Annotated in this window: 21 protein-coding genes; 6 read left to right on the forward strand and 15 right to left on the reverse strand. The window is 42.5% G+C overall.

Translation table 11 applies throughout. The annotated features are described in order from the left end of the window. The first annotated feature begins 18 nt into the window (after window positions 1–18). Window positions 19–1,314, forward strand: a complete 1,296-nt coding sequence (locus ACTQ9S_RS04940) for a M20 family metallopeptidase (RefSeq protein ID WP_068326831.1) — start codon at window positions 19–21, stop codon at window positions 1,312–1,314. Between the two features lie 479 nt (window positions 1,315–1,793). Beyond that, window positions 1,794–3,158, forward strand: a complete 1,365-nt coding sequence (locus ACTQ9S_RS04945; protein ID WP_440454124.1) for an aromatic acid/H+ symport family MFS transporter — start codon at window positions 1,794–1,796, stop codon at window positions 3,156–3,158. 294 nt (window positions 3,159–3,452) lie between these two features. Here the strand turns inward: ACTQ9S_RS04945 and ACTQ9S_RS04950 are convergent, their stop codons facing one another. Then, window positions 3,453–4,322: a LysR family transcriptional regulator gene (locus tag ACTQ9S_RS04950; protein WP_440454126.1), complete on the reverse strand. Its 870-nt coding sequence runs from the start codon at window positions 4,320–4,322 to the stop codon at window positions 3,453–3,455. 93 nt (window positions 4,323–4,415) lie between these two features. Here ACTQ9S_RS04950 and ACTQ9S_RS04955 point away from each other — a divergent pair, with 93 nt between their 5' ends. After that, window positions 4,416–4,916, forward strand: coding sequence for a lactoylglutathione lyase family protein (locus ACTQ9S_RS04955; protein ID WP_440454128.1), 501 nt, complete (start codon window positions 4,416–4,418; stop codon window positions 4,914–4,916). A gap of 254 nt (window positions 4,917–5,170) precedes the next feature. Next, window positions 5,171–5,995 carry an enoyl-CoA hydratase gene (locus ACTQ9S_RS04960; protein ID WP_440454130.1) on the forward strand — a complete coding sequence of 275 codons (825 nt, stop codon included), beginning with the start codon at window positions 5,171–5,173 and terminating at the stop codon, window positions 5,993–5,995. Between the two features lie 59 nt (window positions 5,996–6,054). On the opposite strand, the gene ACTQ9S_RS04965 is transcribed toward ACTQ9S_RS04960, so the two are convergent. From ACTQ9S_RS04965 to ACTQ9S_RS04980, 4 genes are all read right to left on the reverse strand, one after another. After that, window positions 6,055–7,215 carry a flavin monoamine oxidase family protein gene (locus ACTQ9S_RS04965; protein WP_440454132.1) on the reverse strand — a complete coding sequence of 387 codons (1,161 nt, stop codon included), beginning with the start codon at window positions 7,213–7,215 and terminating at the stop codon, window positions 6,055–6,057. 76 nt (window positions 7,216–7,291) lie between these two features. Beyond that, on the reverse strand, window positions 7,292–7,996 hold the full coding sequence (locus ACTQ9S_RS04970) for a cupin domain-containing protein (RefSeq protein WP_440454134.1): 705 nt from the start codon (window positions 7,994–7,996) through the stop codon (window positions 7,292–7,294). Window positions 7,997–8,032: 36 nt separating this feature from the next. After that, complete coding sequence (arfB, locus tag ACTQ9S_RS04975; protein WP_440454136.1) at window positions 8,033–8,446, reverse strand: alternative ribosome rescue aminoacyl-tRNA hydrolase ArfB; 414 nt, start codon at window positions 8,444–8,446, stop codon at window positions 8,033–8,035. Window positions 8,447–8,645: 199 nt separating this feature from the next. Continuing rightward, the gene (locus tag ACTQ9S_RS04980) at window positions 8,646–8,888 is read right to left on the reverse strand and encodes a hypothetical protein (RefSeq protein WP_068035044.1); all 243 of its coding nucleotides are present in this window, start codon (window positions 8,886–8,888) and stop codon (window positions 8,646–8,648) included. Window positions 8,889–9,129: 241 nt separating this feature from the next. Here ACTQ9S_RS04980 and ACTQ9S_RS04985 point away from each other — a divergent pair, with 241 nt between their 5' ends. Then, the gene (locus ACTQ9S_RS04985) at window positions 9,130–10,071 is read left to right on the forward strand and encodes an acyltransferase (RefSeq protein ID WP_068035042.1); all 942 of its coding nucleotides are present in this window, start codon (window positions 9,130–9,132) and stop codon (window positions 10,069–10,071) included. A gap of 379 nt (window positions 10,072–10,450) precedes the next feature. Here the strand turns inward: ACTQ9S_RS04985 and ACTQ9S_RS04990 are convergent, their stop codons facing one another. The 8 genes from ACTQ9S_RS04990 to ACTQ9S_RS05025 all read right to left on the reverse strand — a co-directional run bounded on the left by ACTQ9S_RS04990 (window position 10,451) and on the right by ACTQ9S_RS05025 (window position 22,134). After that, window positions 10,451–11,995 carry an acetyl-CoA hydrolase/transferase family protein gene (locus ACTQ9S_RS04990; RefSeq protein ID WP_068035040.1) on the reverse strand — a complete coding sequence of 515 codons (1,545 nt, stop codon included), beginning with the start codon at window positions 11,993–11,995 and terminating at the stop codon, window positions 10,451–10,453. A gap of 215 nt (window positions 11,996–12,210) precedes the next feature. Then, window positions 12,211–12,633: a Replicative DNA helicase gene (locus tag ACTQ9S_RS04995; RefSeq protein ID WP_068035038.1), complete on the reverse strand. Its 423-nt coding sequence runs from the start codon at window positions 12,631–12,633 to the stop codon at window positions 12,211–12,213. A 230-nt stretch (window positions 12,634–12,863) separates the two neighbouring features. Continuing rightward, window positions 12,864–13,901, reverse strand: coding sequence for a histone deacetylase family protein (locus tag ACTQ9S_RS05000; RefSeq protein WP_068035036.1), 1,038 nt, complete (start codon window positions 13,899–13,901; stop codon window positions 12,864–12,866). Between the two features lie 244 nt (window positions 13,902–14,145). Further along, window positions 14,146–15,570: an aldehyde dehydrogenase family protein gene (locus ACTQ9S_RS05005; protein WP_440454138.1), complete on the reverse strand. Its 1,425-nt coding sequence runs from the start codon at window positions 15,568–15,570 to the stop codon at window positions 14,146–14,148. 163 nt (window positions 15,571–15,733) lie between these two features. Then, window positions 15,734–18,073, reverse strand: coding sequence for a primary-amine oxidase (tynA, locus tag ACTQ9S_RS05010; RefSeq protein WP_082787171.1), 2,340 nt, complete (start codon window positions 18,071–18,073; stop codon window positions 15,734–15,736). A 449-nt stretch (window positions 18,074–18,522) separates the two neighbouring features. After that, window positions 18,523–19,287, reverse strand: a complete 765-nt coding sequence (locus ACTQ9S_RS05015) for an SDR family oxidoreductase (RefSeq protein WP_228138917.1) — start codon at window positions 19,285–19,287, stop codon at window positions 18,523–18,525. Between the two features lie 168 nt (window positions 19,288–19,455). Then, the gene (locus tag ACTQ9S_RS05020) at window positions 19,456–20,238 is read right to left on the reverse strand and encodes an SDR family NAD(P)-dependent oxidoreductase (RefSeq protein WP_440454140.1); all 783 of its coding nucleotides are present in this window, start codon (window positions 20,236–20,238) and stop codon (window positions 19,456–19,458) included. A 75-nt stretch (window positions 20,239–20,313) separates the two neighbouring features. Continuing rightward, the gene (locus ACTQ9S_RS05025) at window positions 20,314–22,134 is read right to left on the reverse strand and encodes an acyl-CoA dehydrogenase (RefSeq protein WP_440454142.1); all 1,821 of its coding nucleotides are present in this window, start codon (window positions 22,132–22,134) and stop codon (window positions 20,314–20,316) included. 289 nt (window positions 22,135–22,423) lie between these two features. Between ACTQ9S_RS05025 and ACTQ9S_RS05030 the strand changes: the two genes are divergently transcribed. Then, entirely contained in the window at window positions 22,424–23,446 is a 1,023-nt protein-coding gene (locus ACTQ9S_RS05030) for a GlxA family transcriptional regulator (protein WP_440454144.1), read from the forward strand. A gap of 252 nt (window positions 23,447–23,698) precedes the next feature. On the opposite strand, the gene ACTQ9S_RS05035 is transcribed toward ACTQ9S_RS05030, so the two are convergent. Next, complete coding sequence (locus ACTQ9S_RS05035; RefSeq protein ID WP_068035027.1) at window positions 23,699–25,105, reverse strand: YjiH family protein; 1,407 nt, start codon at window positions 25,103–25,105, stop codon at window positions 23,699–23,701. Beyond that, a complete protein-coding gene (gene dld / locus ACTQ9S_RS05040; RefSeq protein ID WP_440454145.1) occupies window positions 25,095–26,864 on the reverse strand; it encodes a D-lactate dehydrogenase in 1,770 nt (589 codons plus the stop codon). Before dld ends, ACTQ9S_RS05035 begins: the two co-directional genes overlap by 11 nt. Between the last annotated feature and the right edge of the window lie 12 nt (window positions 26,865–26,876).

The raw sequence follows: 26,876 nt of genomic DNA on the forward strand, positions 1-26,876 counted from the left end.
TCAAACAAGGACGAAAGTATGAAACGATCATTATTATCATTAGTTGTCGGTATTGTTGCCTGTAGCACCTTTAGTGCTCATGCCAACATCAACATCGATAAAGAAGTGAAAAGTGTTGAAAAGAAGGTGATTGAATGGCGTCGGGATATTCACAAACATCCGGAATTAAGCAATAGAGAAACTCGTACTGCCGCTATTGTTGCCAAGCATCTAAAATCACTAGGTATGCAGGTCGAAACTGATATAGCGCATACAGGTGTTGTTGGTTTTTTGAAGGGTGCTAAACCCGGGCCTACGGTGATGCTACGCGCAGACATGGATGCATTACCCGTTACCGAAAAAGCAGATGTACCTTTTAAATCAACCATTGTCACTAAGTACATGGGTGAAGACGTTGGTGTCATGCATGCCTGCGGACACGATACTCATGTTGCTATGCTAATGGGCACGGCAGAAGTATTAGCCGCTGTTAAAAATGAATTGCACGGTAATATTATGTTCGTATTTCAGCCTGCCGAAGAAGGTGCCCCTGAAGGTGAAGAAGGCGGTGCAGAGCTCATGCTTAAGCAAGGCATCTTTAAAAAGTATAAGCCCGAGGTTGCGTTTGGGCTACATGTTATGTCGAGCTTAAATAGTGGTCAAATTGGCTACCGAAGTGGCCCTATTATGGCTAGTGCTGATACCTTTGACATAACAGTAAACGGTAAGCAAACTCATGGCTCAGCACCTTGGAATGGGGTCGATCCTATCTCAGCTGCGGCGCAAATCGTTACCGGAGTTAATCATATAGTGAGCCGTCAAATTGATATCACTAAAGAGCCTGCCATTGTCTCCTTTGGTAAAATAGACGGCGGTGTACGCGATAACATTATTCCAGATAGTGTCAATATGATTGGCACTATCCGTAACTTTGATATGAATAATCGCGACCAAATTTTTAGTAATATAAAGACGACAGCGACTCATATAGCAATGGCATCAGGTGCGAAAGCTGACGTCAAAATTAATAAAGGTTATCCAGTTACGATTAACAACCCAGCGCTCACCGCGCAAATGTTACCGACGCTTAAGAACGTAGCAGGTAAAGACAATGTACTTGAGGTGCCTAAGCTAACGGCATCTGAAGATTTCTCGTTTTATGCCCAAGAAGTACCTAGTTTATTTTTCTTTTTAGGCGGTACACCCGTAGGGCAAGACGCAAGTAAGGCACCCTATAACCACTCTCCCTACTTCTCTGTAGACGAAGCATCATTTAAGGTGGGTACTAAAGCGCTTAGCCAGCTAGCAATAGATTATTTAGCTATGAAAAAATAACTCTCTAAGCGAACGGTACCTGTTGGTATAAGTAATGGCTTAAATTCGTACTTAAAGATAAGTGTTTAGAAATAAATACTTAAAGATAAATGCTCCACAATTTTCGCCGTTAATTAATATTTTATAGCCGACATATTTTGATAAAAATCAAAACAGCTCATATATTTAAAAGATATATGAGCTATTTTTTTATCCGTCTTTTAAGAAATAATATCTATTATTAATAAGCACATAACTTTCTTCAAAAAAATAAATATCATGGATATTCATAGTCTTACGAGTTGTTTAGATATCATTTTAGAAAACCTCCACTGGTTTTACTTAAGTTATCTACACGCACTTATACTTTTTCATACTCTATAAAATCAAAACCCATACTTTATAGGTATATCTTTATACTTAGATAGTTTTTGACTTGATCATCAGAAAACAATAACTTGTTAGATACTTATAAGGATATTACCCATGGAGAAACACGAATGGAATCACCAACCTTAAACATCAATAAAGTTATTGATGAAGCCAAGTTTGCGCCCTTTCATTGGAAGGTGCTGTTTTGGTGTTTACTGATCATTATTTTTGATGGTTATGATCTCATCATTTATGGCGTGGCGCTACCGTTACTCATGGAAGAGTGGTCATTGACCGCGGTACAAGCAGGCTTTCTTGCCAGCGCAGCACTTTTTGGCATGATGTTTGGTGCCATGATCTTTGGTACTTTGTCTGACAAGATCGGCCGAAAAAAGACCATCATGATCTGTGTCGGCTTATTCAGTAGCTTTACCTTTTTTGGCGCTTTTGCTAATGGTCCGATGCAGTTTGCTGCTTTACGCTTTATTGCTGGTCTTGGTATCGGTGGCGTAATGCCCATCTGTGTGGCGCTGACCTCTGAATACGCCCCAAAACGTATGCGTAGTACTCTAGTCGCCATTATGTTTAGTGGTTACGCGATAGGCGGAATGGCATCTGCATTGCTGGGATCATTTTTGGTGGTAGATTATGGTTGGGAGATTATGTTTTATATCGCAGGCATTCCTACCTTGCTATTACCCATCATTTGGAAAATGCTGCCTGAGTCTTTGATGTATTTGGTCAAAGAAAAAAGACATGACGAAGCCAAAAAAATCGTTCGCAAACTTGCACCACAAGAGACTATCACAGCCTCTACTGACTTAATCTTAGATGAACCAACCAAAGGCGATGACGCCCCTATCAAAGCGTTATTCCTAAAAAATCGTGGCTTTACTACTATTATGTTTTGGGTAGCCTTCTTTATGTGCTTGTTGATGGTATATGCTCTCGCCAGCTGGTTGCCGAAGCTTATGATTCAAGCAGGCTACTCGCTAGGCGCTAGTATGCTGTTTTTATTTGCTCTTAATATTGGCGGGATGATTGGTGCTATTGGTGGCGGTGTGCTGGCTGATAGATTCCATCTAAAACCAGTATTAACCATAATGTTTGTCGCTGGTGCTGCTGCATTGATATTACTTGGCTACAACAGCCCTCAAGTAGTGCTCTATACCCTTATCGCAATTGCAGGTGCGACTACTATTGGCTCACAGATACTGCTCTACACCTTTGTCGCTCAGTATTATCCGACTGCTGTACGTACGACCGCTATGGGCTGGGCATCGGGTATCGGTCGCATTGGTGCTATCGTAGGTCCTATCTTGACTGGGGCGCTACTCACGCTTGAGCTAAGCCACCAAACGAACTTCTTGTTTATCGCCATACCTGGTATTATCGCCGCCGTCGCTATCTTCTTAGTGAACCTAAGCGCCGCAGTTGATGGTAAAAAAAGTAATGTAGCACCAGTGACTTTAGATGCACCAGTATCAACTTAATAGCCGTTATAGCGGTTAAATAGTGATTTGGCTGGTATTGATTAACAGGCTGGCATTGTTTAATAGATTGATATTGATTAACAGGTTGATAAATAAAAATAGCGCTCTCATATTATGAATGCGCTATTTTTGTATGTGCAATTTTTAAGTGTGTAACTTCAAATCCTTTTCGAAACTGGTTACTTTATATATTCGATCCACTATAAAATAAATATAGCGCTACTGAGATAAATTTTGCGCAGCCTCTGTCTGCGTAGGCACAGCAAGCAAGTAAAAATTATCTCAGTAGCGCGCTTACAACCAATTTTTTACCTCGTTAATGACAGTGTGCACTCTATTAGGTAGGGCTTGCTGCCGCCTTACGGCAAGATATAGCGTTTCACTCACTGGCGTTGGCAAACGATGACTGCTAATAAGCTCAGGGTTTGCGTACGCTGCAACCGCGTGTGCTGGTAATACGGTAAAGCCTAGCCCCCTACTGACAGGCTCTAAAATCAAGCCAATTTGATTAGAAAAGCCCTTTTTCTTAAAGTCATTGATATGTTGGAACTCGCTATAATTGGCGCTCAGCAGCATACTGGCATGATGGGCACCGTCAGGATGATCGATAAACCCAAGCGCTATGAGTGTCTCCCAGCTTGGTTCATTAGTAGTCGCAGGCGTCACCAGTATTAACGCTTCTTGAGCTATTGACTGGCAACTTATTCCCTCATCATCTGAGATATCAGTCATAAATCCAATATCAATCTCATGCTTTACAAGCGCCCGCTCTATATCAGAATTTGGCGCAAAGCGATAATCAATCACTAGTTGCGGGTACTGTTTTTGTAAGGTCAAAAGCTGCGGATACAATTTTAAGCCCACGCTGCCAGGAGACATGAGTCGCACTAGTCCTGCATAAGCGGGATCCTCACCGATACGCTGTTCTAGATTTGATAAGCGCTGCAAGATATCATCCGCTTCTCTATACAGCTCCTCGCCTGCATCCGTCAATGAAAACTGTTTACCTGGGCGGATGAGCAAGTCGACATCTAACTGACTTTCAAGCTTACGTATGTGTTGACTTACGCCTGACTGGGTCATATGTAGGCGCTCGGCAGTGCGAGTAAAATGCCCCACTTCAACAAGGGTACAGAATGTACGTAGCCACGTGATATTTATCATTACAATACATACTTAACTTTATAATAGATGATAATTTTACGTAATAGACTTAACTTTGTAAACTACTCCCATATCAAAACAGGAGTACGAATTATGAATAACGTTTATCCAAGAAGCTTTTCGCACATTGGTCTTTCCGTTCCTGACTTAGAAGCAGCAGTAAAATTCTATACTGAAGTGATGGGTTGGTACACCATCATGGAGCCGACCGAAATCGTTGAAGATGACAGCCCTATCGGTGAGATGTGTACTGAAGTCTTTGGCTCAGGCTGGGGCAGTTTCCGTATCGCTCATCTCTCTACTGGTGACCGTATCGGGGTTGAAATCTTTGAATTCAAAAATCAAGAAAATCCTGAAAACAACTTTGAATACTGGAAAACAGGTATTTTTCACTTCTGTGTTCAAGATCCAAATGTTGAAGAACTCGCTGAGCGCATCGTCGCAGCTGGCGGCAAAAAGCGTATGGAAAAACCGCGTTATTACTATCCTGGCGAAAAACCTTACCGTATGATTTATATGGAAGACCCGTTCGGCAATATCGTTGAAATATACAGCCATAGCTATGAGCTGATTTATAGCGAAGGCGCATATTAGATTGTAGCGCTTGTGAATAGAACAACGATTTATGATAAAAGTTAAAAAAATAGAACTTATCTCTACATTTCCACTTATTCTTACTGAAGAAACCAATAGCGCACTCATATTACGAGTGCGCTATTTTTATGTGTACAATTTCAATAACAGCACTCTATTGTATAACTTATAAGTCATGCTACTATTTAGAGTATTATTCAAATGCTTTTTTAGATCTTTCCTTACGTTTATATACTAATTATCAAGGATGATAAATGAATACTATAAATACAGACGCCCCTACTACAGACACTAACGAGCCATTAGTTATCAGAGAAGACAGCAAAGATTCAAGCGGCGTCGTTACCCTCACACTAAATCGTCCCAAACAATTCAACGCGCTATCAGTAGATATGTTATCCGCCATGCAAACAGAGCTGGACAGCATCGCTCAAGATAACAATATCCGCTTGGTCGTCATTGCCGCGAATGGCAAGGCATTTTGTGCAGGTCACAACCTAAAAGAGATGCGCGCAAACTCAGACGAGGCATTCCACAGCGCATTATTCAAACAATGTAGTCAAATGATGCTAACCATCAATCAAATGCCGCAAGTAGTGATCGCTAAGGTACAAGGCATTGCTACCGCCGCAGGCTGTCAGCTGGTCTCGGCCTGCGACTTAGCAGTGGCCTCTGATGACGCTAAGTTTGCGACTTCTGGGATAAATGTCGGGCTGTTTTGTTCTACGCCTGCCGTTGCAGTCAGCCGCAACTTATCTCGCAAGCAAGCATTTGAGATGCTTATCACGGGTGAGTTTATCGATGCAAATATGGCCCTACAACAAGGACTGATTAATCGTGTCGCGCCAGCGGATCAGTTAGATGCAACGTTGCAGTCTTTAATCGATGTCATTACCGCTAAATCTTCTGTCGCGGTTAAAACGGGCAAAGATATGTTCTATAAACAGTTGGACATGGACTTAGCGGATGCTTATGAATATGCTGGTAAAGTGATGACCTGCAATATGATGGCAGACGATGTCAGCGAGGGCATTGACGCCTTTATCGAAAAGCGCCATGCAGTATGGACGGGGCGTTAATAGCTCCACTATTTAGAAGAACACTACTTAAAAACAATACTATTAATTAAATTAAAAAACTACATATTTTCAGGCAAGCTTTTTACCGCAAGGCTTGCCGCTTCAATAGCACCAGCAATATAACCAGAAAACTGTGGCGACCACTCACTGCCTATCCCCATTAGGCAATCACTCCATACGCCTGATGTTGCCTTAGAGACAGGTGCCACCGCGTGCTGACCATCACTACTTGCGTCGGCAGTCGTTGCGGTGAACTTATCTTGTGACCAGTCTTTCAGGTACTCAGCTTTGGGCGTGTCTGCCTGCTCACCAAATAGACGTACCAATTGTGCACGGCAATGTGCTTTTAACACTCCGTCAGAGACGCTTTGGCGTACTGAGGCAGGTACTCCTATAAAGCCAAACAACGCACCCCTGGCACCCATGCTAGAGGCATCATGAATCTCAACCATTGGCCCTTGCGAGCTACGCGCGGCTCCTGAGAGACCTTGCTCGCGCCAAAAAGGCGTATCGTAAACTGCAAAATACTTGGCATGAGGCGCCATCCAAGTCGCTGTGTTGCGCCATTGGGTTATCATATCGGACGGCAAAGTCGGCTCAAACGTTATACTGTCTTCCACCAACCGAGGCGGTAGCGCCAGCAATACATGCTGCGCTCGCCAAGTGGTGAATTGCCCAGACGTGTCTTCGCTGGTTATCTCTATGTGCTCATCTACTTTATGCAAGCGATGAACAATTTGACTGTTAAAAACACGTGAGGAATCAAGACGACGATATAAAGCATCAATTAATGCAGCCATACCACCGACTAGACGCATCGAAGGTGGCGAGCTTTTATAGCCTTGCATACGCACAGCAGGCTCGTTAGGAACGCGCTCAACCATCATATCGCCCTCTTCAAACTGTGCAAAAGTCTCTAGCTGCAATTCATTGACCAGATCGCCCAACTGCGGCTGATAATCAGGCCAAAACCAAGAAGGTCCTAAATCAAAGCTATCTACCTCTTGTACACTATCAGAGCCAAGATGTTGTGAAATCGGTTGCTCTAATGCTGAATCTTTTGAAAAATTACTAGCGAGAATGCGACCGCCCAAACTATCACGCGCTTCTAGCAATATATAATCAATGCCTTTTTGCTCTAATAAATAAGCCGCATACAGACCGCTTAAACCACCACCGATAATTGCTACGGGTACACTTGTTATATCTACTTTTTGCATAGGATTTTTCTTTTTATGGTGCGTTGAAAGCGCTTAACATCTTAATCTTAAATTATGGATAACTGCGCCTAGCTAATTAAACGTCTAGAGCTTCAACATCCGCGCCAATGATTTGAGCAAGATGTCCGGTCTTAAGGTAGACGGTAGCGCCTTCCTCGCCTGATTTTAACTGTGGCTGCGCACCTACGGGCAAGCGTAGCCAGCTACCTTGTTTATAGGTTTGATCGCCTTCTATCAGAGTGCCTTCTACTACTAACAGCTCTGCGCCACCTGCCACTGTTTGAGTCATAAGATCTTCTGTGAATAATGCATCACCTGCGCTCAGACGCTGTAAGCTTACCTGTTCGCTATCGTCCGAAAACAAAGCACAAACCTCACGGTTGCCGACTAGTTGCCAGTTTGCGCTATCGTGCGTATCGATAGCGACATGACGCTCTTCGGACGGTGACATCTGTCGCAGCTTAACAAAGATAACCACACCTTCATCGCTATAAGGCGTATGGCCTGATGCTGGCGGGTTGCGTAAATACCAGCCAGCTGGATAATGCTTATCATCAGCAGAAAAAATACCCGACAATACCAAAATCTCCTCGCCACCCGGATGCTGATGATGCGGAAAATGCGAGTTAGGCGCATAGCGCACAAGGCTAGTCGCCCGCGCCTTCTCTGCGCCCACGCGATCAAGCATGACGCGCTCGACACCATTCTGCGGTGATTTAATCCATTGATGTTGCTCAGCCGTTAGCTCAGCACGACGTGAAAAATCTGCATTAATTAGCATGGGATATTGTCCAAATTCGGTTTGAGAGTAGCCAGCTTAATAATCAACCTTACCACGCAATGCCTTTGTTTTGCCACGCTGCGTCTTTTGATCGACACGTTTACGCTTAGCATTTCTGCTAGGATTAGTGGGTCTTCGAGCTTTAGCCACTTGTGTAGATTGCAAGATAAATGCTTTAAGACGTTCGAAAGCGTCAATCTTGTTGCGCTCTTGGGTGCGAAATTGCTGAGCTTTGAGGATGAATATCCCCTCTTTAGTGATACGGCTGTCTTTGCTGTCTAATAAACGCCGCTTTTGTACATCACTCAGACTTGAGGCATTTATATCAAAGCGTAGATGGATAGCAGAGGAGACTTTATTGACGTTTTGCCCGCCTGCCCCTTGCGCACGGATGGCGCTAATCTCTACCTCACTATCGCTTAGGCTAATATTATTACTTATAAAAATCATAGTTGTCTTTTATTTCTTTTAAATAATTGGCTTTTAAATGGTTCTCTTCTATATGGGGCGTGGTTAAGCATTTATAAATAGAGAGTTATAGGCTTAGGGTGAATTCTACGCATCCTATTATCTACAAAACTACTTTCTACAAAACTACTTCGTATTTTAAACTATGCAGTGTTTTAGAAGCAAACTATCACCTAACAACTTATTGCATTGAACCAAGCATAGCGCCTATCAATAAAAACGGAATTGACATCAGTATTTTAAAAACGGAATCTCTGCATTTTTCCCAGCGCGTAATAATAAAATATAAGTTGGCAAATGGAAGAAACAAATATAACAGACCCCAAAGTATGGATTCTTGAAAGGCAATAATAATCAGCTTAATCCCATAGATAAAAGAGATGATGACACCGATAATAAATAAAATAATTCCTATAATTTCCAAGTAACGCTCCTAAAATAGTATTTCACTCAAAATAGTTTTTTACTTCATACAGTAATTCTAACACTTGATTATGATAACAGTTGAAATGCATCTATAACGCGTCCCAATTCACCTTCTACTGATATATTCGTTATATGTAATGACCAGTCACACCACTATTGGTGCACAAATATTTATATCTGCTAAAATTATGCCATAACGCTAATAACAATTAATAATAGACAAACGGAAGGGATTTAACATGCGCTTGGCATCAGTTTTTCAAAAAATGCACGACCGTAAGCCCAAACTTGCCAAAGCAGTATCACTAGCAACGGCTACGGGCGTCATTGTAGGAAATAGCTTTGCTGGTAGCATCCCTGTGTGGCTTATGGGTGCGACCAAAATGATTACTGGCGCAGCTATCGCTGACAAGGCTGTGATTAAAATCGCCAATCATTGGATTAATAGTAATAACGCTGTGATTGACATGGTCTTACCGCAAAAGGACTGGCGAATTAGCCTACCTGATGACGTGTATACAGACGGCAAATATCTACTGATTAGCAATCATCAATCATGGGTTGACACCAGTATTGTCCAGTATATTAGCCAAGATCGCTTGCCTTTGACGCGCTTTTTTACCAAGTTTGAATTGATATACATTCCTATCGTGGGTCAAACCTTTTACTTTTTAGACTTTCCTATGATGCGTCGGCATTCTAGAGCTGATATTGCCAAAAACCCTGCCTTAAAGGGTCAAGATCTTAAAGAAGCACAACGGGCCTGCGCACTGCTCAAAGACAAGCCTTTCACCTTGCTCAATTATCTAGAAGGAACGCGTTTTACACCTGTCAAACGCGACAAGCAGCAGTCGCCCTACACGCATCTGCTCAAGCCACGAGCAGGCGGTTTGGCGCTGGCTATCAACGCCTTGGGTGCAGAGGTAGACGGCATATTGGATATGACGATTGTCTATCCTGATGGCGTACCGAGCTATAGTGACTTGTGGAAAGGCAATATCAAGCGCTTAGGCGTCGATGTCCGCTATATTGACATACCGGATGGTTTGTCTGTGGCTGTTCAAAATGGCGGTTATGAAGATGATGCTGCCGTCAAAGCGAGAATGTTCGACTGGGTTGAGCAGATATGGCGACAAAAAGATGAGCGCATCACCAAGATGTTAGCTGATTTTGAAGAATAGGAGCCTGAAAGCTAATTTTGAACATAAGAAAAAGCCTCTTATCTGATGACAGCTTTTCAAGCACCACTGACATAAATACCAGTGCGTAGAACGTATCATATAGTAGGTTCAATTCAAAAATAGCATAGGGCTGCTGGGATAAATTTTTCGAAGCCTCTGGGGTGCAAAGCGTACAGCAAGCGAGGAAAGTTTATACCAGCAGAACGCTGTTTTGAACGTATCTCTTTTATTGTGAACTGACTATAGCAGTTTGAAGACTAGCAGTTTAGAAGCTATTTTTAGATATAAAAAAACGCCTCTTACCTGATGACAGATAAGAGGCGTTAATACTGTTTTATGACTAATGTATTACTGGTTTTGTGTTACTGCTACGAGTCGCCTATACAGCTATACGCATCTTATTTATGCGCATATCTCCCGTCTCAACAAAACGCTGATGCCATGACAATGCTTCATTTAAGAGATGCGGCGTTTGTAGGCCACTGGCCTTAGCAGCACGGTCATAGTAATCTTGCAGCATTGGGCGATAGTCTGGGTGCGCACAGTTATCGATGATAAGCTTGGCGCGTTGACGCGGCGACTTACCACGCAAATCTGCAAATCCTTGCTCAGTCACCAAGAACATCACATCATGCTCAGAGTGGTCGTGATGCGATACCATCGGCACGATAGTAGAGATAGCCCCACCTTTCGCTGTTGATGGGCTGACAAAGAACGAGAAATGTGAGTTACGAGTGAAGTCGCCTGAACCACCAATACCGTTCATCATTTTGGTACCCATAATATGGGTTGAGTTGACGTTACCGTAAATATCGGCTTCGATCATCGCATTCATAGCGATAATACCAAGACGACGGATAACCTCTGGATGGTTGGTGAATTCTTGCGGGCGTAGGACGAGTTTGTCACTCAAAAACTCGATATTATCATTGAAACGCTGTAGCGCATCTGGGCTAAACGATAATGCCGTTGCCGACGCTGACTTCATTTTGCCGCTAAGCACAAGATCAAGCATACCGTCTTGGAGTACTTCGGTGTACCCCATCAAATCATCAAACGGGCTGTCTTGTAGACCCATCAATACTGCGTTTGCAACGTTACCCACACCAGACTGTAGTGGTAATAGGTTTTTTGGCAAACGGCCTTTTTTGACCTCATGATCTAAGAATTCAATAATCTGTGAAGCAATCGTTTTAGAGTTATCATCTGGATCAGCAAATTTGCTATTACGATCTGGCGCATCGGTCATTACGATACCGATAATCTTATCGAGATCACACTCTAGGTATGGTGTACCGATGCGATCATCTGGTTTGACAATAGGAATAGGCTGACGGAACGGCGGCTCACCGAGGTCTGCTGGAATATCATGCATGCCCTCTAACATCATACTTTGACGCGAGTTGACTTCGATGATGACTTTTTTGGCAGTTTTGAGCCACTGGTTATTGGTACCAATACCCATTGAAGGAATGATTTTACCTTCTGGCGTGATGCCAGTCGCTTCAATCAATGCAATATCCATATCGCCATAGAAGCCAAAACGAACTTGCTGCTCAAAGTGTGATAAGTGCATATCAACGTAGTGAGTGTTACCAGCATTGATGTGGTTACGCATGGCAGGATCAGATTGGAATGGCGCACGGAAATTAATACAGTTGGCTTCTGCCAACACACCATCACAATCATGAGCGGTTGACGCACCCGTTAACATACCGATGCCGAATTTTTCGCCACGAGCGTGAGCATCTTTAGCACGATTAGCGATAGCCGTTGGTACGAATTTTGGGTAGCCTGCACCCGTAAACCCTGCAACACCAAGCGTCATTCCGTTTTGTACAAATGAAGCTGCTTGTTCAGCAGACATGATTTTTTCACGCAAGCCTTCATGTTGAACGCGCTCTTCGTGGTTAATTGAACCCATAACATTCTTCCTATTAACTTCCCTATTAAAATCAGACCTCAATACAATGAATACTAAAACGAACACTACAATGAGGTAAACTTGCAACGAATCCGTTAATACGATTTCGTTGCAGCATTTTGGACAATTTTTCTACAAAAGGCAAGTAGATGAGCCTAAGTATATTCAATTTGATAGAACCAATGCAGCTTATAATGAATCAATGCTTGTTAAATTTATTCTGCCAATAATGTGGCAAGTAGTTCGTCTATCTCGACTTTAAACTCTTTATCTTCAATTTTATTAGCGCTGATTTTGGCATTCTGTAGATTGTTGATAGCAGCGTCTTTTTGACCCAATTCAATTTGCAATACTGCCATAGAAAAGGCAATCGATGACATGTGATCTTTTGAATTAATTGCCGTGGCTTTTTTGAGCGCTTTCTCATAAATGACTAGCGCTGCATCCAAATCCTCAGTGAAGTCAGCAAGTGTCTCCCACTGTTCTGGGTGGTCTTTATCACTCTTTTCATTTTCAATGCAAAGATCTTTTAGCTGCCCATAAAGCAAATCAAATGTTTTTTGATCGTTTTTACTATCAGCTTCTAATAGCTTTTCAGCTAAAACATAAATGGATTTATATATTTTGGTATTAATCATTACTCGTGGCCTTTTTATGCGACTGAATTGGAAAATTGCTGATGATTATAGCTTAAATTGGCGTACTGGATAAGAGTTATGACGGGTGCTTAGCATTTGTATCGTAGAAAGTATAACTAGTGTGTAGGTTACAGCTTAAATAGTACATTAAAGGACACGATAACTGATATCGTGTCCTTTTCATTTTTAAGTCAATTTTTCGATTAAATAACTATCTATCAAATACCTATTTAACTATCTTCTTCTATCAATCCCGATAAAAACGCCTGCAAGTTATCATTGAGTTTTTGGATGTAATAGCCACCCTCTACTAGCACAATCAAAGGTTTATTTAACGCCTTCATCTTTTGCGCTAATACCTTAAAGCCTTCTGTGCTGACTTTACATCTTGCTTCTGGATCATCTTGATAGACATCGAAACCTAAGACATGGACGATGACATCAGCATCAAATGTCTTCATGGTCTCGATTGATTGGTCGACGTAATCAAAAAACCCTTCTTCATCAGTCCCATGCGGCATTGGGAAGTTGACGTTATAGCCATAACCTTCGCCCTCACCTTTCTCAAATTTATGACCGGTAACAGCAGGATAAAAATTAACAGGGTCACCGTGTACCGAGGTATAAAGGACATCTTTACGGTCGTAGAATATCTCTTGAATACCTTGACCATGATGCATATCCGTATCTATGATCGCTATTTTTGCGTATTTTTTCCTTAAATGTTCAGCGATGATGGCAGCATTGTTTAGATAACAAAAACCACCTGCGGCGCTCTTGCGTGCATGATGACCAGGAGGTCGTGAAAAGCAGAGTTGTACATTGCTGTCGCCACTGTCATCGTTGAGTAGGGCTTCAGCAGCATTAAGCGCCGTTTGCGCTGACCAATAGATTGATGTCCACGAATGCTCACTGATTGGCGCGCTATCATCCGCCTGATATTTTGCCGCTTTTGCCATGATGCCCAGTCCAGGATTGTCATACGGCACAAAAATCCCCGTCTGTACTTGCGCTCCTAGGTCCTCATCTACCGCCATCCATTCGTCATAGCCATGCTTTAAAAACTCAACATAACCAAAGTCGTGTACCGCTAAGATAGGCCCGATTCCGATTTCTTTAGCATTCGTAACCTTTAGCCCTAATGCCGCTGGTGCTTTTAGCATCTCAACCATACGCTCCGGTATCTCTAACGGCTCATGCATCTTTCCATAAGAAAAGTAAGGCAGTGGTCTATGCAGACTTAGGTTTTCATGACTATATATTTTCACTCTGTACACTCCATTGGTTGTGGCGCATTCCATTTTCTATAATGCAACTATTGCAGCTTTGAATACGGCTCAAAACCATAGTCAAACGTACAATACTTGCTGATAGCAACCATTGAATATATGCCAGTGCCTAGTCAGAGTCAAATGATATAACCAGTTATCAGATGTGAATAAAGAGTCTGCGTTGCAGTCTTTCTTGCATCACAGACTCTTTAATAAATCTTTCTATAAATAACAGCAGGTATTAAGACTTAAAAATTTGTACGGTTTGAATAAAGGTGAATTCTTTTAGGCCCGCTTCTCCAAACTCCACCCCAAACCCTGAATCTTTCACACCGCCAAATGGGGCATCAGGCTGAACCATAGCATGGTTATTTATCCAGACCGTACCGCACTCTAAACGAGAAGCAATACTTTGCGCCTCTTTAATATCTTGCGACCAGACCGAACCACCTAGTCCAACTTGCAAACGATTTGCGCTAGCAATTGCTTCTTCCACATCGCTAAATTTAATAATAGGTAAAATAGGCCCAAACTGCTCTTCATCGACTAACCTTGCGCCATCGTTAATGTTGCTCACAAGCGTAATAGGGTAAAAATAACCACTCTCATCAGTGACTTCGCCACCGCATAAGAAATTCGCACCCCGATCTTTCGCATCTTCGGCAAGTGCTTTGACGATATCTAGCTGTTTTTGATTCTGTAGTGGTCCAAAGTCTGTATCTTCATCGAAGCCATTGCCGGTTTTCATGCTTTTGGCCATGTTAGTTAGTGCTTCACAAAGCTCGTCATGCACCGACTCATGGACATAAAGCCGTTTTAACGCAGCACAAGTTTGTCCATTATTAATAAAAGAGGTTGCAAATATCTTTGGCGCACAAGCTGCAATATCGGCATCCGCTAAGACAATACCAGCATCATTACCACCAAGCTCTAACGTTAAGCGGGTTAGATTGTCAGCTGCACTTTTCATAATGGCTTTGCCAGTGGGCGTTGAGCCTGTAAATACGATTTTTTGAATATCTTTGTGTGAGGTCATCGCCGCACCAATATCACCTTCACCAGTTACTACATTCAAGACACCATCTGGCAAAATAGCTTTGGCGATTTCACCAAAACGCAATACGGTCAATGGAGTCATCTCGGAGGGTTTCATGACGACCGTATTACCTGTCAATAGAGCAGGAATAATGTGCCAAATACCTATCAATAAGGGGTAATTCCACGGAGTAATCGAACCTACGACCCCAAGCGGCTTGCGATGCAGTTCTATACGCGCTATATCATTATCCTGAATAGTTTCTGGTTCTAAATCCATGCTGGCTGTAGCACGTATCCAAGCCAATGTACCGCCAAACTCAAACCCTGCGCCTAGATCAGCAAAACCTTTAGTAGGCTTACCTTGCTCTTTGGTCAGTAGCGTCATCAGCTCCTCACCATGGTCTTCGACGGCATCAGCAAGCTGCATCAAATGATCTCGGCGCTGCTCATAAGTCAGCGCTGACCAAGCAGGGAATGCTGTTTTAGCAGCAGCTACCGCGTCATTCAACTGCTCGACACTCGCTTTTGGACAGCGAGCAATGATAGATTTGTCAGCTGGATTGATAACGTCAAAATAGTCAGCAGTGCCAACGCTATTGCCGTTGATAATTAAATTAAATTCTCTCATTTTCTTAACTCTTATTATTAGGATTATTACCTATAGGATTAAATGAAAATACTGAAACCGAGCCATAAAATCAAATCAGCTAGAGCGTCAGTCTGATTAGCAATAATTGATATTAATGCGACAATACAATTGCCACATTAATAATCTCATATTTTACAGATGCTTATTTGCTCTCGCTTTCACTCTGATTCATGTTTAACGAAGGTGTCTCGTCAAAGAAATTCCATGGCTTCAATAGGACATTTACCCATTCTGTCGGCATGATAGGCCATTCCTCAGCTCGTGCAATATGGGTTGTGCCTGTCGTTAGCCACACTACCAAATCTTTATTGTGGATGTTTTCATTGTTTTTCGTAAACTGCCCTAAGCCTGTATCTTTGTCAGAGCGATTAGGGTATTTGCCTTCTGGATATAACTCATTTGCATCATAATTGGTCACCCAAATCTGCTTATCCATAAAATTAAGACGATTGTATATCCACTCATCATCTGCAAAGTTGGCTCCTTTTGCAATAGGATGAGTGCCGCCTGCAAACGGAATCATTTGATAAGATACTGGATTTCCCATACGGTTCTCTTTGCTAGCATTACTGATTAGACGCACAGATGCGGGATCAAAGTTTTCTTTGGCGGCCATCTCTGTCACTACTGTAGTTTCGCGAGTCTCCATGGTACTGGTACGCGGGCCGCCTCGTGTATTGTCAGCTACAACTGGATCTATGCGTTTAATATGATTAGTTTCGCCATCGACATCCATATCCAAGCGGAAATTATAGATATGCTGATGAGTTGTGCCGACGATATTATGATCAATCAACGTACCAAAGCGAGTGTCTTCTTTAGCCGTCGGATCATGCATGGTTTTTGCAAGGACACCTTTGACGGCCTCGATACCAGTGGCTCCAGCGTCAATACCAATCGTTCCGTTTGGCTGAAATACCCAGTCAAAAATATAATCATAGTTGCCTATTGTACTTATCCAGCGTACTACCAGCTCACGGCGCTCAGTACTGACGTTCTTTTGTCCCATTTCTTGATGCTTAAACTCAGGGCCTGCATAACGCTCAAATACTGCGATAGCATTCGGAATGGTATAAGGTTTGCCTTGATAATCTGGAAGAACAGCGTCAAGGAGTACAGCATTTTCTGGTGCGTCGATATTTTTTTCTAGCGGAGAAGTTAAAGTTCCCATGCCGTATTCACCAGCATCTAGATAAGATTTAAAGTACCAACCCATATCAGGATCACCATAAGGAACAACCATACCGCCTAAATTGCCTTGATACATGATTTTGCGATCAACACCTTTATCGTTAAAGGTAACGGTACTGAGTTGCAAGCCAGTACGACTATCTAAACCAATATGGAACTTCCAATTGTTCCACTCAACGTCTCGGCCAGTGATGGTATAATTCTTTCCTTCTGGTTCAATAATATTCAACGGCTTGCTATTGACGACTTTTTTATCACGACCATCAATCGGGCGCGGAGTCATCGGTACCGGAATAACACTGCCCTCTTCAATTTTAATAATTTTTTGCTTATCTAGATCAACAACTGCTACCAAATTTTCGATGGGATGTGCCCAATAATTGCCATCGCCTACGTCTAGATAAGAGACGATTTTGAGGACTCGCAGCTGCTGATCTAAATTGTCCTGATCACCAAAATAGCCAACCGTTAATGGTGTGCCTACGACTTTAGTCACATCATCGATACCATGCTTTTTTAACGCTACTTTATATTCTGGGCTGTTTTGAATGATGTCCTGTATGGCAAAAAAATCATCTACCAGCACCATACCAAAGGTATTTTCTATCGCATCCCAACTGGTCAAGGAATTTTTATTTAAATTTGCCTCGCCTTCAATGACCGTATTGCCTTTCAAAATACTAAAAGTTGCTACACGATCACCTTTATAAGGCTTGTTTTCAGTGACATTACGCCATACTGCATCTTTATCAGGTTGTTTTAAGCGTATATCAGAAAACCGTAAATTAGTCTCGGTAGGTTTGGCTTTCTTAATAATAGCCAACGTTTGCTCAATCTCCTTACTACTTAAAACATTGAGTGGATGCGGGCTTTGCTCTATCTTAAAAGTCTGATCTAAACCTGATTGCAAAATCTCATTTGCTAACGAATCAGGCACTAAAGCTTGACCATCTTTCATGACTAGGGGACTCGTAATTGCAAGAGACTTCCCGTTAACCATGGCTGTTTTGCTATTGGGTTTGATTTGTACCCGTGTGGAATTCTTGGTAATGGTATACATATTAGCGTAGCTATCGTATTTGACATCTGCCCCTGCTGTGGTCATCGCTTCTTCTATCGGAACCATATTTACTTTGCCGCCATGAGCAAATGTCTGCGCGCTATATACAAGCGTTAGACTAGCCACTAAGGCGGTAAGAGTTGACTTCAGTATCCTACTAGTAGTGGACTTTTGGTTAATTTTATTATTGGATTTTTGCTTATTATAAATAGTGATATGAGAATGTATCATAGACGATTTCCTTATCGTATTGAGGCGTAGAGATAGCGTATGCTAACTATGTGATGAATTCCATTTCGTGCTTGGTTGTGACAGATAGATAGTAAAAAACGTAGTACATACTCTATAGACGATTCAATTTAAAAGAGGATCAAGGAAACCGAGTGCAGATGTATATGTAATACTTCAAGCAAGGTTAACGCTGTAGTTCTTTTATAAAAGATTGACTATATATCACTTTTGATACAACCATCATTTACTATCACAATAGTTATATTACACGACAACGACCCTTCTATTTTTTTATTTTTATTAAATATACTTCAAAGTGAATTTATTTTTTAGTGTAGATAATATGAGCTTATAGCAGAAAGCAAATACAAAAAAACCGCATGATATTAGCATCACACGGTTTCTCTACTTTAATTACTGCCTGTATTTTTAAAAACAATCATTCATTACTAAGCAAGCATACCGCCATCGACAACGACCGTCGCGCCTGTCGTATAGCTTGACGCATCAGACACTAGGTACAATACCGTACCTGCCATCTCGTCAGGGTCAGCTACGCGCCCTAGTGGAATCGCATGTAGTGCCATCTTTAAAACTTTATCATTGGTGGTCAATGCTGAGGCAAACTTAGTATCGGTCAGACCCGGCAATAATGCATTGACACGAATGTTTAATGGGCCACATTCTTTGGCAAAGGCTTTGGTCATGCTAATAACTGCAGCTTTGGTGATTGAATAGATGCCTTGCTTGTCACCCGCGACCAAGCCATTAACCGACGCAGTATTTAAAATCACCCCGCCGCCCTGCTCGCGCATCATTTTTCCCGCCGCTGTCGACATAAAGAAATAACCGCGAATATTGACCTCTACGGTTTTATCAAAAGCTGCCAAATCTGTATCTAAGATATGCCCATAGTAAGGGTTTGCTGCGGCGTTATTCACTAAGATATCAATTTGACCAAATTCGCTTTTGATATGCTCAAAGATCGCATCAATCTGCTCCATCTCGCCCACATGACAGGCAAAGGCACTGGCTTTGTGACCATCAGCGACGATGCTATCGGCTACCGCTTGACAAGCATCAATCTTACGGCTAGAGACAATCACATGTGCGCCTCTAGATGCCAATAGACGAGCGATAGACTCACCAATACCGCGGCTGGCACCAGTAACTAAAGCAATCTTACCGGTTAAATCAAATAAATCTTTCATCATTATTCCTTATATTTTAAATATATTATTTTTAAATTTTTATCATCTCTGCGAAACTCAATACCATCTCCAAAAATTTGAGCAGCAAGGAAGACGAGTGCAAATACTACAATTAGTAGACTAAGCGAGTTTGACACCGCTAATCATATTTTTGGGATTGGTATAAAACCATTAAGCTAACATGCCACCATCAAGGGTAAAAGCATGGCCATTCATAAAGCTGCTTTCATCACTAGCCAGCCATGCAATCGCACCAGACACTTCATCGACGTCACCTAAACGGCGCATTGGGCTGGCTTTGATGGTTGCTTGTTGGGCACGCTCGTCCATGTTTGCCATGGTATTACGCACCATCGGCGTATCGATAAAGCTCGGACATACCGCGTTAAAACGAATATTAACGCGCGCATACTCGTGAGCAGCAGATTTAGTCAATCCCATTACCCCATGCTTAGCAGCGCTATAAGCTGATAATAGCGGCGCAGAACGCAGGCCTGCGATAGACGCGACATTAATCACATGACCGCCACCATCGGGTGCCATACAAGTAACAGCGGCCCTCATACAATGCCAAACGCCTTTTAGGTTGACGGCGATATTACGATCGAAATCTTCATCGCTCAGCTCATGCATGGGTGCTGGATTGTGATCGATGCCGGCATTATTTATTACCACATCAAGACCACCAAGCGTCTCCATGGCAAAAGCAAATAGCGCACGTACATCATCACCGCTGGTGACATCGACCTTTTTAAAGACGATACTATTGCCAGCGTCTTGTGCTTGCTTAGCAACGGCTGCGCCCATCTCTTCTGCCAAATCGCCAATCACTACTTTGGCCCCGCGACTGGCTAGCAATAACGCACTTGCGGCTCCAATACCAGACGCCCCGCCAGTGATTAAAATGCGTTTACCAGTTACGTCTGATGCAACTCCATTTGTGTTTAACGTCATACTTTATTCCTTTAAAAGAGTTTTATTTTATATGGTGCAAGTTTTTTCAACACGATGCGACTAACTTCTCATTGGTTAGAACCATTCTGCTTGCATATCGGTACATACAGCATTGTCGTTATTTAACAGCTCGATATCACGATTGATTAAGGGCAATTCCCAATCGATAAAATATTTTGCTGCTTGCAGTTTACCGTGATAGAAGTTTTGTTTTTCCGTATCTTGTGAATTACTGTCCATGGTCTCACTTAATAATTGCTCAGCTTTGCTGGCTTGGCGAATCCAAATCCAACTGACCACGATAGAGGCAAAGATATTCATCAATGCTTGTGCATTACCAGTCAACGTGATGGCTTTTTCCGTTTGCAGGATTTTGCTTAAATGCACCAACACTTCATGCAAATGACCCATATAAGGCATCAATTTACCCGCAAGTTTGGCGGTTTCTGGTGTATTGATATTCTCTAAATCTTTGGTGATTTCACGTTTTAGAATTTGAATACCAAGCCCTTTATTTTGCCATAACTTTCGGAATGACAAATCTAACGCTTGCACGCCATTTGTGCCTTCATGAATGGGATTGAGACGGTTGTCACGCCAAAACTGCTCGGCTTGATATTCACGCGTATATCCTGCTCCGCCCAATACTTGAATACCCAAGTCATTGGCTTTCGGCCCATATTCAGACGGCCATGCTTTTAACACTGGCGTGAGTAAATCTAGCAACTCTGTCAGCTCATTTTTTAGCGTATCATCTTCACAAGTATTGATATGGTCGATTAGGTTTGAGCCATACAAGCACAGTGAAATACCGCCCTCGCTATAAGCTTTTTGCGCAAGGAGCATACGCTTGACATCACCATGCTGAATAATCGCCGTTGCCGCATCTTCAGGTTTATTCTTCGGTGCAATTCTGCCCTGAGTTCTATCTTTAGCATAATCGAGCGAATACTGATAACCGCGATAGCCAATCATTGCCGCGCCAAAGCCAACAGCGATGCGCGCCTCATTCATCATTTTAAACATATAACGCAGACCAAAATGCTCTTCACCGATAATGTAGCCATAGCACTCGCCTGCATCACCGAAACTTAACGCCGTAGAAGTCGCGCCTCTATAACCGAGTTTATGAATGAGTCCAGTTAAATGCACATCATTACGCTCGCCAACCGATAAATCGTCATTGAGTCGATACTTGGGCACGGCAAATAACGAGATGCCTTTGACGCCGCTAGGTCCGCCAGGGACTTTTGCCAATACCAAATGTACGATATTGTCGGACAACTCATGATCGCCCGCTGAGATATAAATCTTGCTACCTTTGACACGATAGCTGCCGTCGTCCTGCTTTACTGCCGTGGTTTTGATATCAGCAAGCGACGAACCTGCATGTGGCTCAGTTAATGCCATCGTTCCTGTAAACTCACCCGTTAGCATGCGCGGCATAAAGGCATTTTTAATCTCATCACTAGCGAAATGTGAGATAACATTAATCGCCGCCGTCGTCAGAAATGGATAAGCCGTGGTTGAGGGATTGGCTGCCATAAAATAGCCTGCCACCGCCGTCATAACCGTTTCAGGTAATTGCATCCCGCCATCGTCAAAGCTATAACGACCCGCTATAAAGCCTGATTCACGAAACGCATCAAAGGCGACTTTGACATCGTCTATCATGCTGACTTTTTTGCCGTCAAACTGCGGCTCTTTTTTATCTGCTAAATGGTTGTGCGGTAAGAATAACTGAGTCGCGATTTTATTGGCGGTGTCTAATACTGCGTCAAAGGTTTCGCGGCTGTGCTCTGCAAATTTTGGATGTTTGGTTAAATTTTCAGTTCCCAATACATCATATAATTGGAATGGTAATTCAAAGTCGTTGATAAGCGTATCTGCTGCCATAGTATTCTCGTTAACTCATTAAATTTGGTAATCAATTGATATTAATCTAATTTAACGTCTTGCCGTATTGTCATTTATGACATAATTATGGTCAAACAAGACATTTCCTCTAACCTATGCTGAGTGAACTTCAAATTACGCATAGTGCAGCTGGTGTAGATTTTTGCAGCCTCTGTCTGGCGAAGCGCACAGCACGCAAGAAAATCTTTACCAGCTGCACGCAAATATTAGCGAATGCTTTTATTTATTATCAGCTATAAATTCGCATACACTTAAAGGGAGCTAAATTTTGCCCTACTCTAAACCCTTTAAAGTGATTATCCTTGGTTTCGATGGTGTGCTCGGTAGCGTGCTCGCTGGGGCGCTAGATTTGTTTTCGTTTACTGGTGTTAGTTGGCAACGCTTTTTGGATGAGACGGTAGAGCCAAGGTTTAATGTACAGATTGCGAGCTTAGGCGGTGCGGATATCAGATGTAGCAATCGCTTAATCATGCAAGCGCATTGCGATATTCAAGATGTGATTGAGTGCGACCTGTTATTGATTCCAACGATTGGCGATTCAATCGATAAAGTATTGAGTCAAAACAGTGAGTTAATTCCGCATTTGCAGCGACTGGCAAATACCAAAGCGGATATTGCCAGTAACTGTAGCGGGGCTTTCTTTTTAGCAAAGGCTGGCTTGCTCGATGGCAAAGTAGCGACAACCCATTGGGGCTATGCCAGTAAGTTTAAGGCGGATTTCCCTTTGGTTGATTTGCAAGAGAATCAATTTGTTACTCACTCAAAAAGCCAGTCAAAAGACCAATCAGGCAATATATTTTGTGCGGCAGGTGGTAGCGCCTTTTATGACTTAGGGTTGTTATTAATTGAGCGTTATTGTGGACGTGAGATTTCTACCCAAGTGGCAAAAACCCAAATTATTGATAGTAAACGTGGCAATCAGAACAGCTATACCAACGTGACTTTGCATAAGCCGCATTCAGACCAGCTAGTTAAGCAAGTACAAGAATTTATCGAGGAGAATTTTAAGCAGCCTATTCATATCAGCCGTTTGGCAGCCATGGTCAATGTTACCCCGCGCACCTTAAACAGACGTTTTCAGTCATGCGTCTCGATGCGCCCAATTGAGTATATTCAGGCAGTCAGAATTGAACAAGCAAAGCGTTTGTTGGAATCAGGAGATGTGACGATAAAATCGCTGGCTGAGCAAGTCGGCTATGAGGATATCTCCTCATTCACACGCTTGTTTAAGCGTGCCACTGAGCTGACACCGAAAGAATATCAAGATAAGTTTTCGCGGTTGGCGATTTAATGCTGTTTCTTAATCGTACTTTTGTATAGTCGATCTACTAGAAAATAAATACAGCACTACTGGGATAAATTTTGCGCAGCCTCTGTCTGCGCAGGCACAGCAAGCAAGAAAAAACTTATCCCAGTAGCGCGTTATAGTGTTTGCACTTCTTTTGTTTATGAACGGCTCTATGAGGCCTTAACAAAGAGCAGAAAACAAAAAGCCGATCTGATTTTAAATCAAATCGGCTTTATTGATGCTATAAGTAGACTGCTAATACAGCAAATGTGCTACTGAAGTGATAACCACTAAGCTAATAAGTGTACGAATAATGAAGATCATAAATAGCTCTAAAACGTTGAGCTTAATATTTGACTTCAAAATTAGCGCACCAACTTCGGACATATAAATAATCTGGGTAATAGATGCAGCACCGACAATAAAGCGTGTCATCTCACTTTCAATACTCTTACCGACCAACGCTGGTAGATACATATCAGCAAAGCCCATAATCATAGCAGGAGCAGCCTTTGCGGCTTCTGGAATCTGTAATAACTCAAGCACTGGCACCAGTGGGGTTGCAAGCCAATCAAATACTGGCGTGTACTCTGCTAAGCCAAGACCAATGGTGCCGATAGCAAAAATAACCGGAATGAGTCCAAGATAGATATCAAATAAATTCTTGACGCTATGCTTAAACACGCTACCCAAGCTCGGCATAGAATGCGCACGAGTCACAGCACGGTTCAGTGCCCACTGCGGCATACTATATTGAGCAGGAATTTCTTCATCTAACATACATTTGCCAGAATGGTAAGTATCAGGCTTCAATGACAACGGTGGTATACGCGGCATAATAATAGCAGCTATAAAACCCGTCAGAGCGATGGTCAGATAAAAGAAAACAAAATTGTTGTCTACGCCAATAGTCTTGGCGACGACGTAAGTAAAAGCGATTGAAGTTACCGAAAAGGTTGTGGCAATAATCGCTGCTTCACGCTGACTATAATAACTTTTATCGTACTCTTGCATAGTGACTAGCAGGCCAATGGAAGCCGCACCAAACCAAGAGGACATGGCATCTACTGCCGAGCGTCCTGGGAGTTTGAATAGTTTGATAAATACTTTACTGGCTAACGTTCCCAAAAATTCCATCAAGCCAAAATCAGTCAAAAATGGTAAGGACAAGATGGCAAAGAAAAACAAAGGAATCAGAATTGGGATAAGATCTTCAAAAATAACGCCGCCAGTATTACGGTTGATAATAAACTCAGGGCCTATCTGTAAAAAAATCATCCAAATGAACAAGGCGCCTAAAAAACGTGCAGCGAGCCAAAACCAATCGACATCGAATAGTTTTCTTAATAAAGAGTCTGCATGCAAGTCAGGTCGCAACACTTTTACTGCCAGTGCCCCGATAAAAGAGGTCGTAACTATCGCCAGTGTAATATAAGCGACGTAACCACCTAAAATAGCTTGCAAAGCATCGGTTAATACGCCAAGTAAAATGGTAACTTTACCATCCCATTGAAATGGAATGATGAATAGCGCAATACCAAGCGCTGAAAATAATAAAAATTTCCACAATGACGCGCGCCATTGCTCTCCTTGCGGCGTTTTTGGATCGACAGCATTGTTGCCTAGAACAGGCTGCTGCGACTTATTTATATTAACCGTCATTTAATTCCTCCATGATGGGCGACAATCGCCAATTTTTCCATTTCGCTGTCTGACCAATTCCCGGATTTAGCGAATTAGTCGGGTCTAGTTTTTTATAAAACGAATGTAATTCAGACTTAGCGGTATAAACATGACCCACATTGTGTTCAGCGGGATATTCAATATGACGCTGATCATAAAATGCCAACAATTCATCCTTGAACGTTTTTGAGTCAATAGTAGGATTTAGTAAGTAGTCTTGATGCATGACATAACAAAAAAAATGTCCCAAATAAAAGGTTTTGCTTACTTGTCTTTGCAAGTTAAGAGGTAGCGATTCATCCCAATCTACAGCGTTCCTTGGCAAGGCGATATCTGTAGATACTAGCTCGCCAAATTCACTATGATTTAGATTGTGATAACGAAACATAGCAGCCGTTGCCGCACTGCGAAATACTAATAATGCCTGTGCTTCTTCTTCTGTGCATGTATGTAGTACACCTTGATGCTGCTGCATATGAGACTGCAAAAATTCTTGAGCAGATGCGATATGACTGTCACTTGCACAAACATTCGCTACTTTTATAACTAAATGATAACGGTATGATACTGCTTGCTCGGCTAAAACTTTCGGTAATGATGCTGGCATAAAGGTAGATGCTATCTGTAGCACGCGATCTGGCAAAGTTTTTGGTAATCTCCATTTATCCAGATAATAACCAATCTTTGCTTGTAGTCGATACAACGCTCCTATCTTACTAGCAGGCAGCTTGCGCATACTCAAACAAGTATCACGGCCATAGCGTAGCGTGATGTCATTATAATCTTTATGCATATACTCTGCCAAAATAGGCAGATGTAATTCACTTTTAAGCCAATGCTGTCTCAGCATGGTCAAGGTATCAGCATCATCGGTCGAGATATAAAACGCTTGCTCTTGCTTAGGTTTAGGATAAGTCGCTACTCTTACAGCAAATACAATTACTTTACCTGCTGAACCTGACGCTTCATATAATCCGTTAGGATCATTGTTGAATCTAGCTGGCGTCTTAGCCTCGCAATCGCGTACTTTGGTTTGATACTGATGGTTTGCGCACGCTTTATTAGGGCTAGCCAAATCTTTATCGAACGTGCCAGCTTGTAAATTATTAAGCATCTCTTCTGGATGCGTGCCTAAATCAACTCCTAAGTGATTGATTAACTCAAACTCACCTAAGGCATTGCGTCTGGCAAACAGTGCCATCTCAGTATAAGCAGGGCCACGCTGCACCAACATCCCACCAGAACTATTACAAATACCGCCGATGACCGAAGCACCAACACAGCTAGAGCCTAATACTGAATGTGGTTCACGCCCTAACGGTGCAAGATTAGACTCCAGTTGTTGAAGGGTCGCAGCTGGTAAGGCAATAACCTCCGTCGCATCATTGAGTAGATAAATACCACTGAGCGACTGCATCGAAATCACTACCACAGGCCGATCATACTCACCGTATGGCGTTGATCCTCCGGTCAGTCCGGTATTGGCAGCTTGAGCAATAATAATGACATCTGCCGCCGCGCAAAGGTTAATGACACGCCATAGTGCGATTAAAGAATCCGGTGTCACTACTGCTACTGTAGTAGAAGCAACAGACTTAATCGCTCCGTGCACGTAGGCTTGCTGCTGGCTGGGCTTGGTCAGTACATTAGTCGCCCCAACAACAGCTGTCAAATCAGCTAATAAGCCATCTAACAGCTCAGACAACTTACTAGACGAGCGATTAGAATTTAACACCATAGACGTTCTTCC

Source organism: Psychrobacter sp. ASPA161_9 (assembly GCF_051970275.1).
Classification (GTDB): domain Bacteria; phylum Pseudomonadota; class Gammaproteobacteria; order Pseudomonadales; family Moraxellaceae; genus Psychrobacter.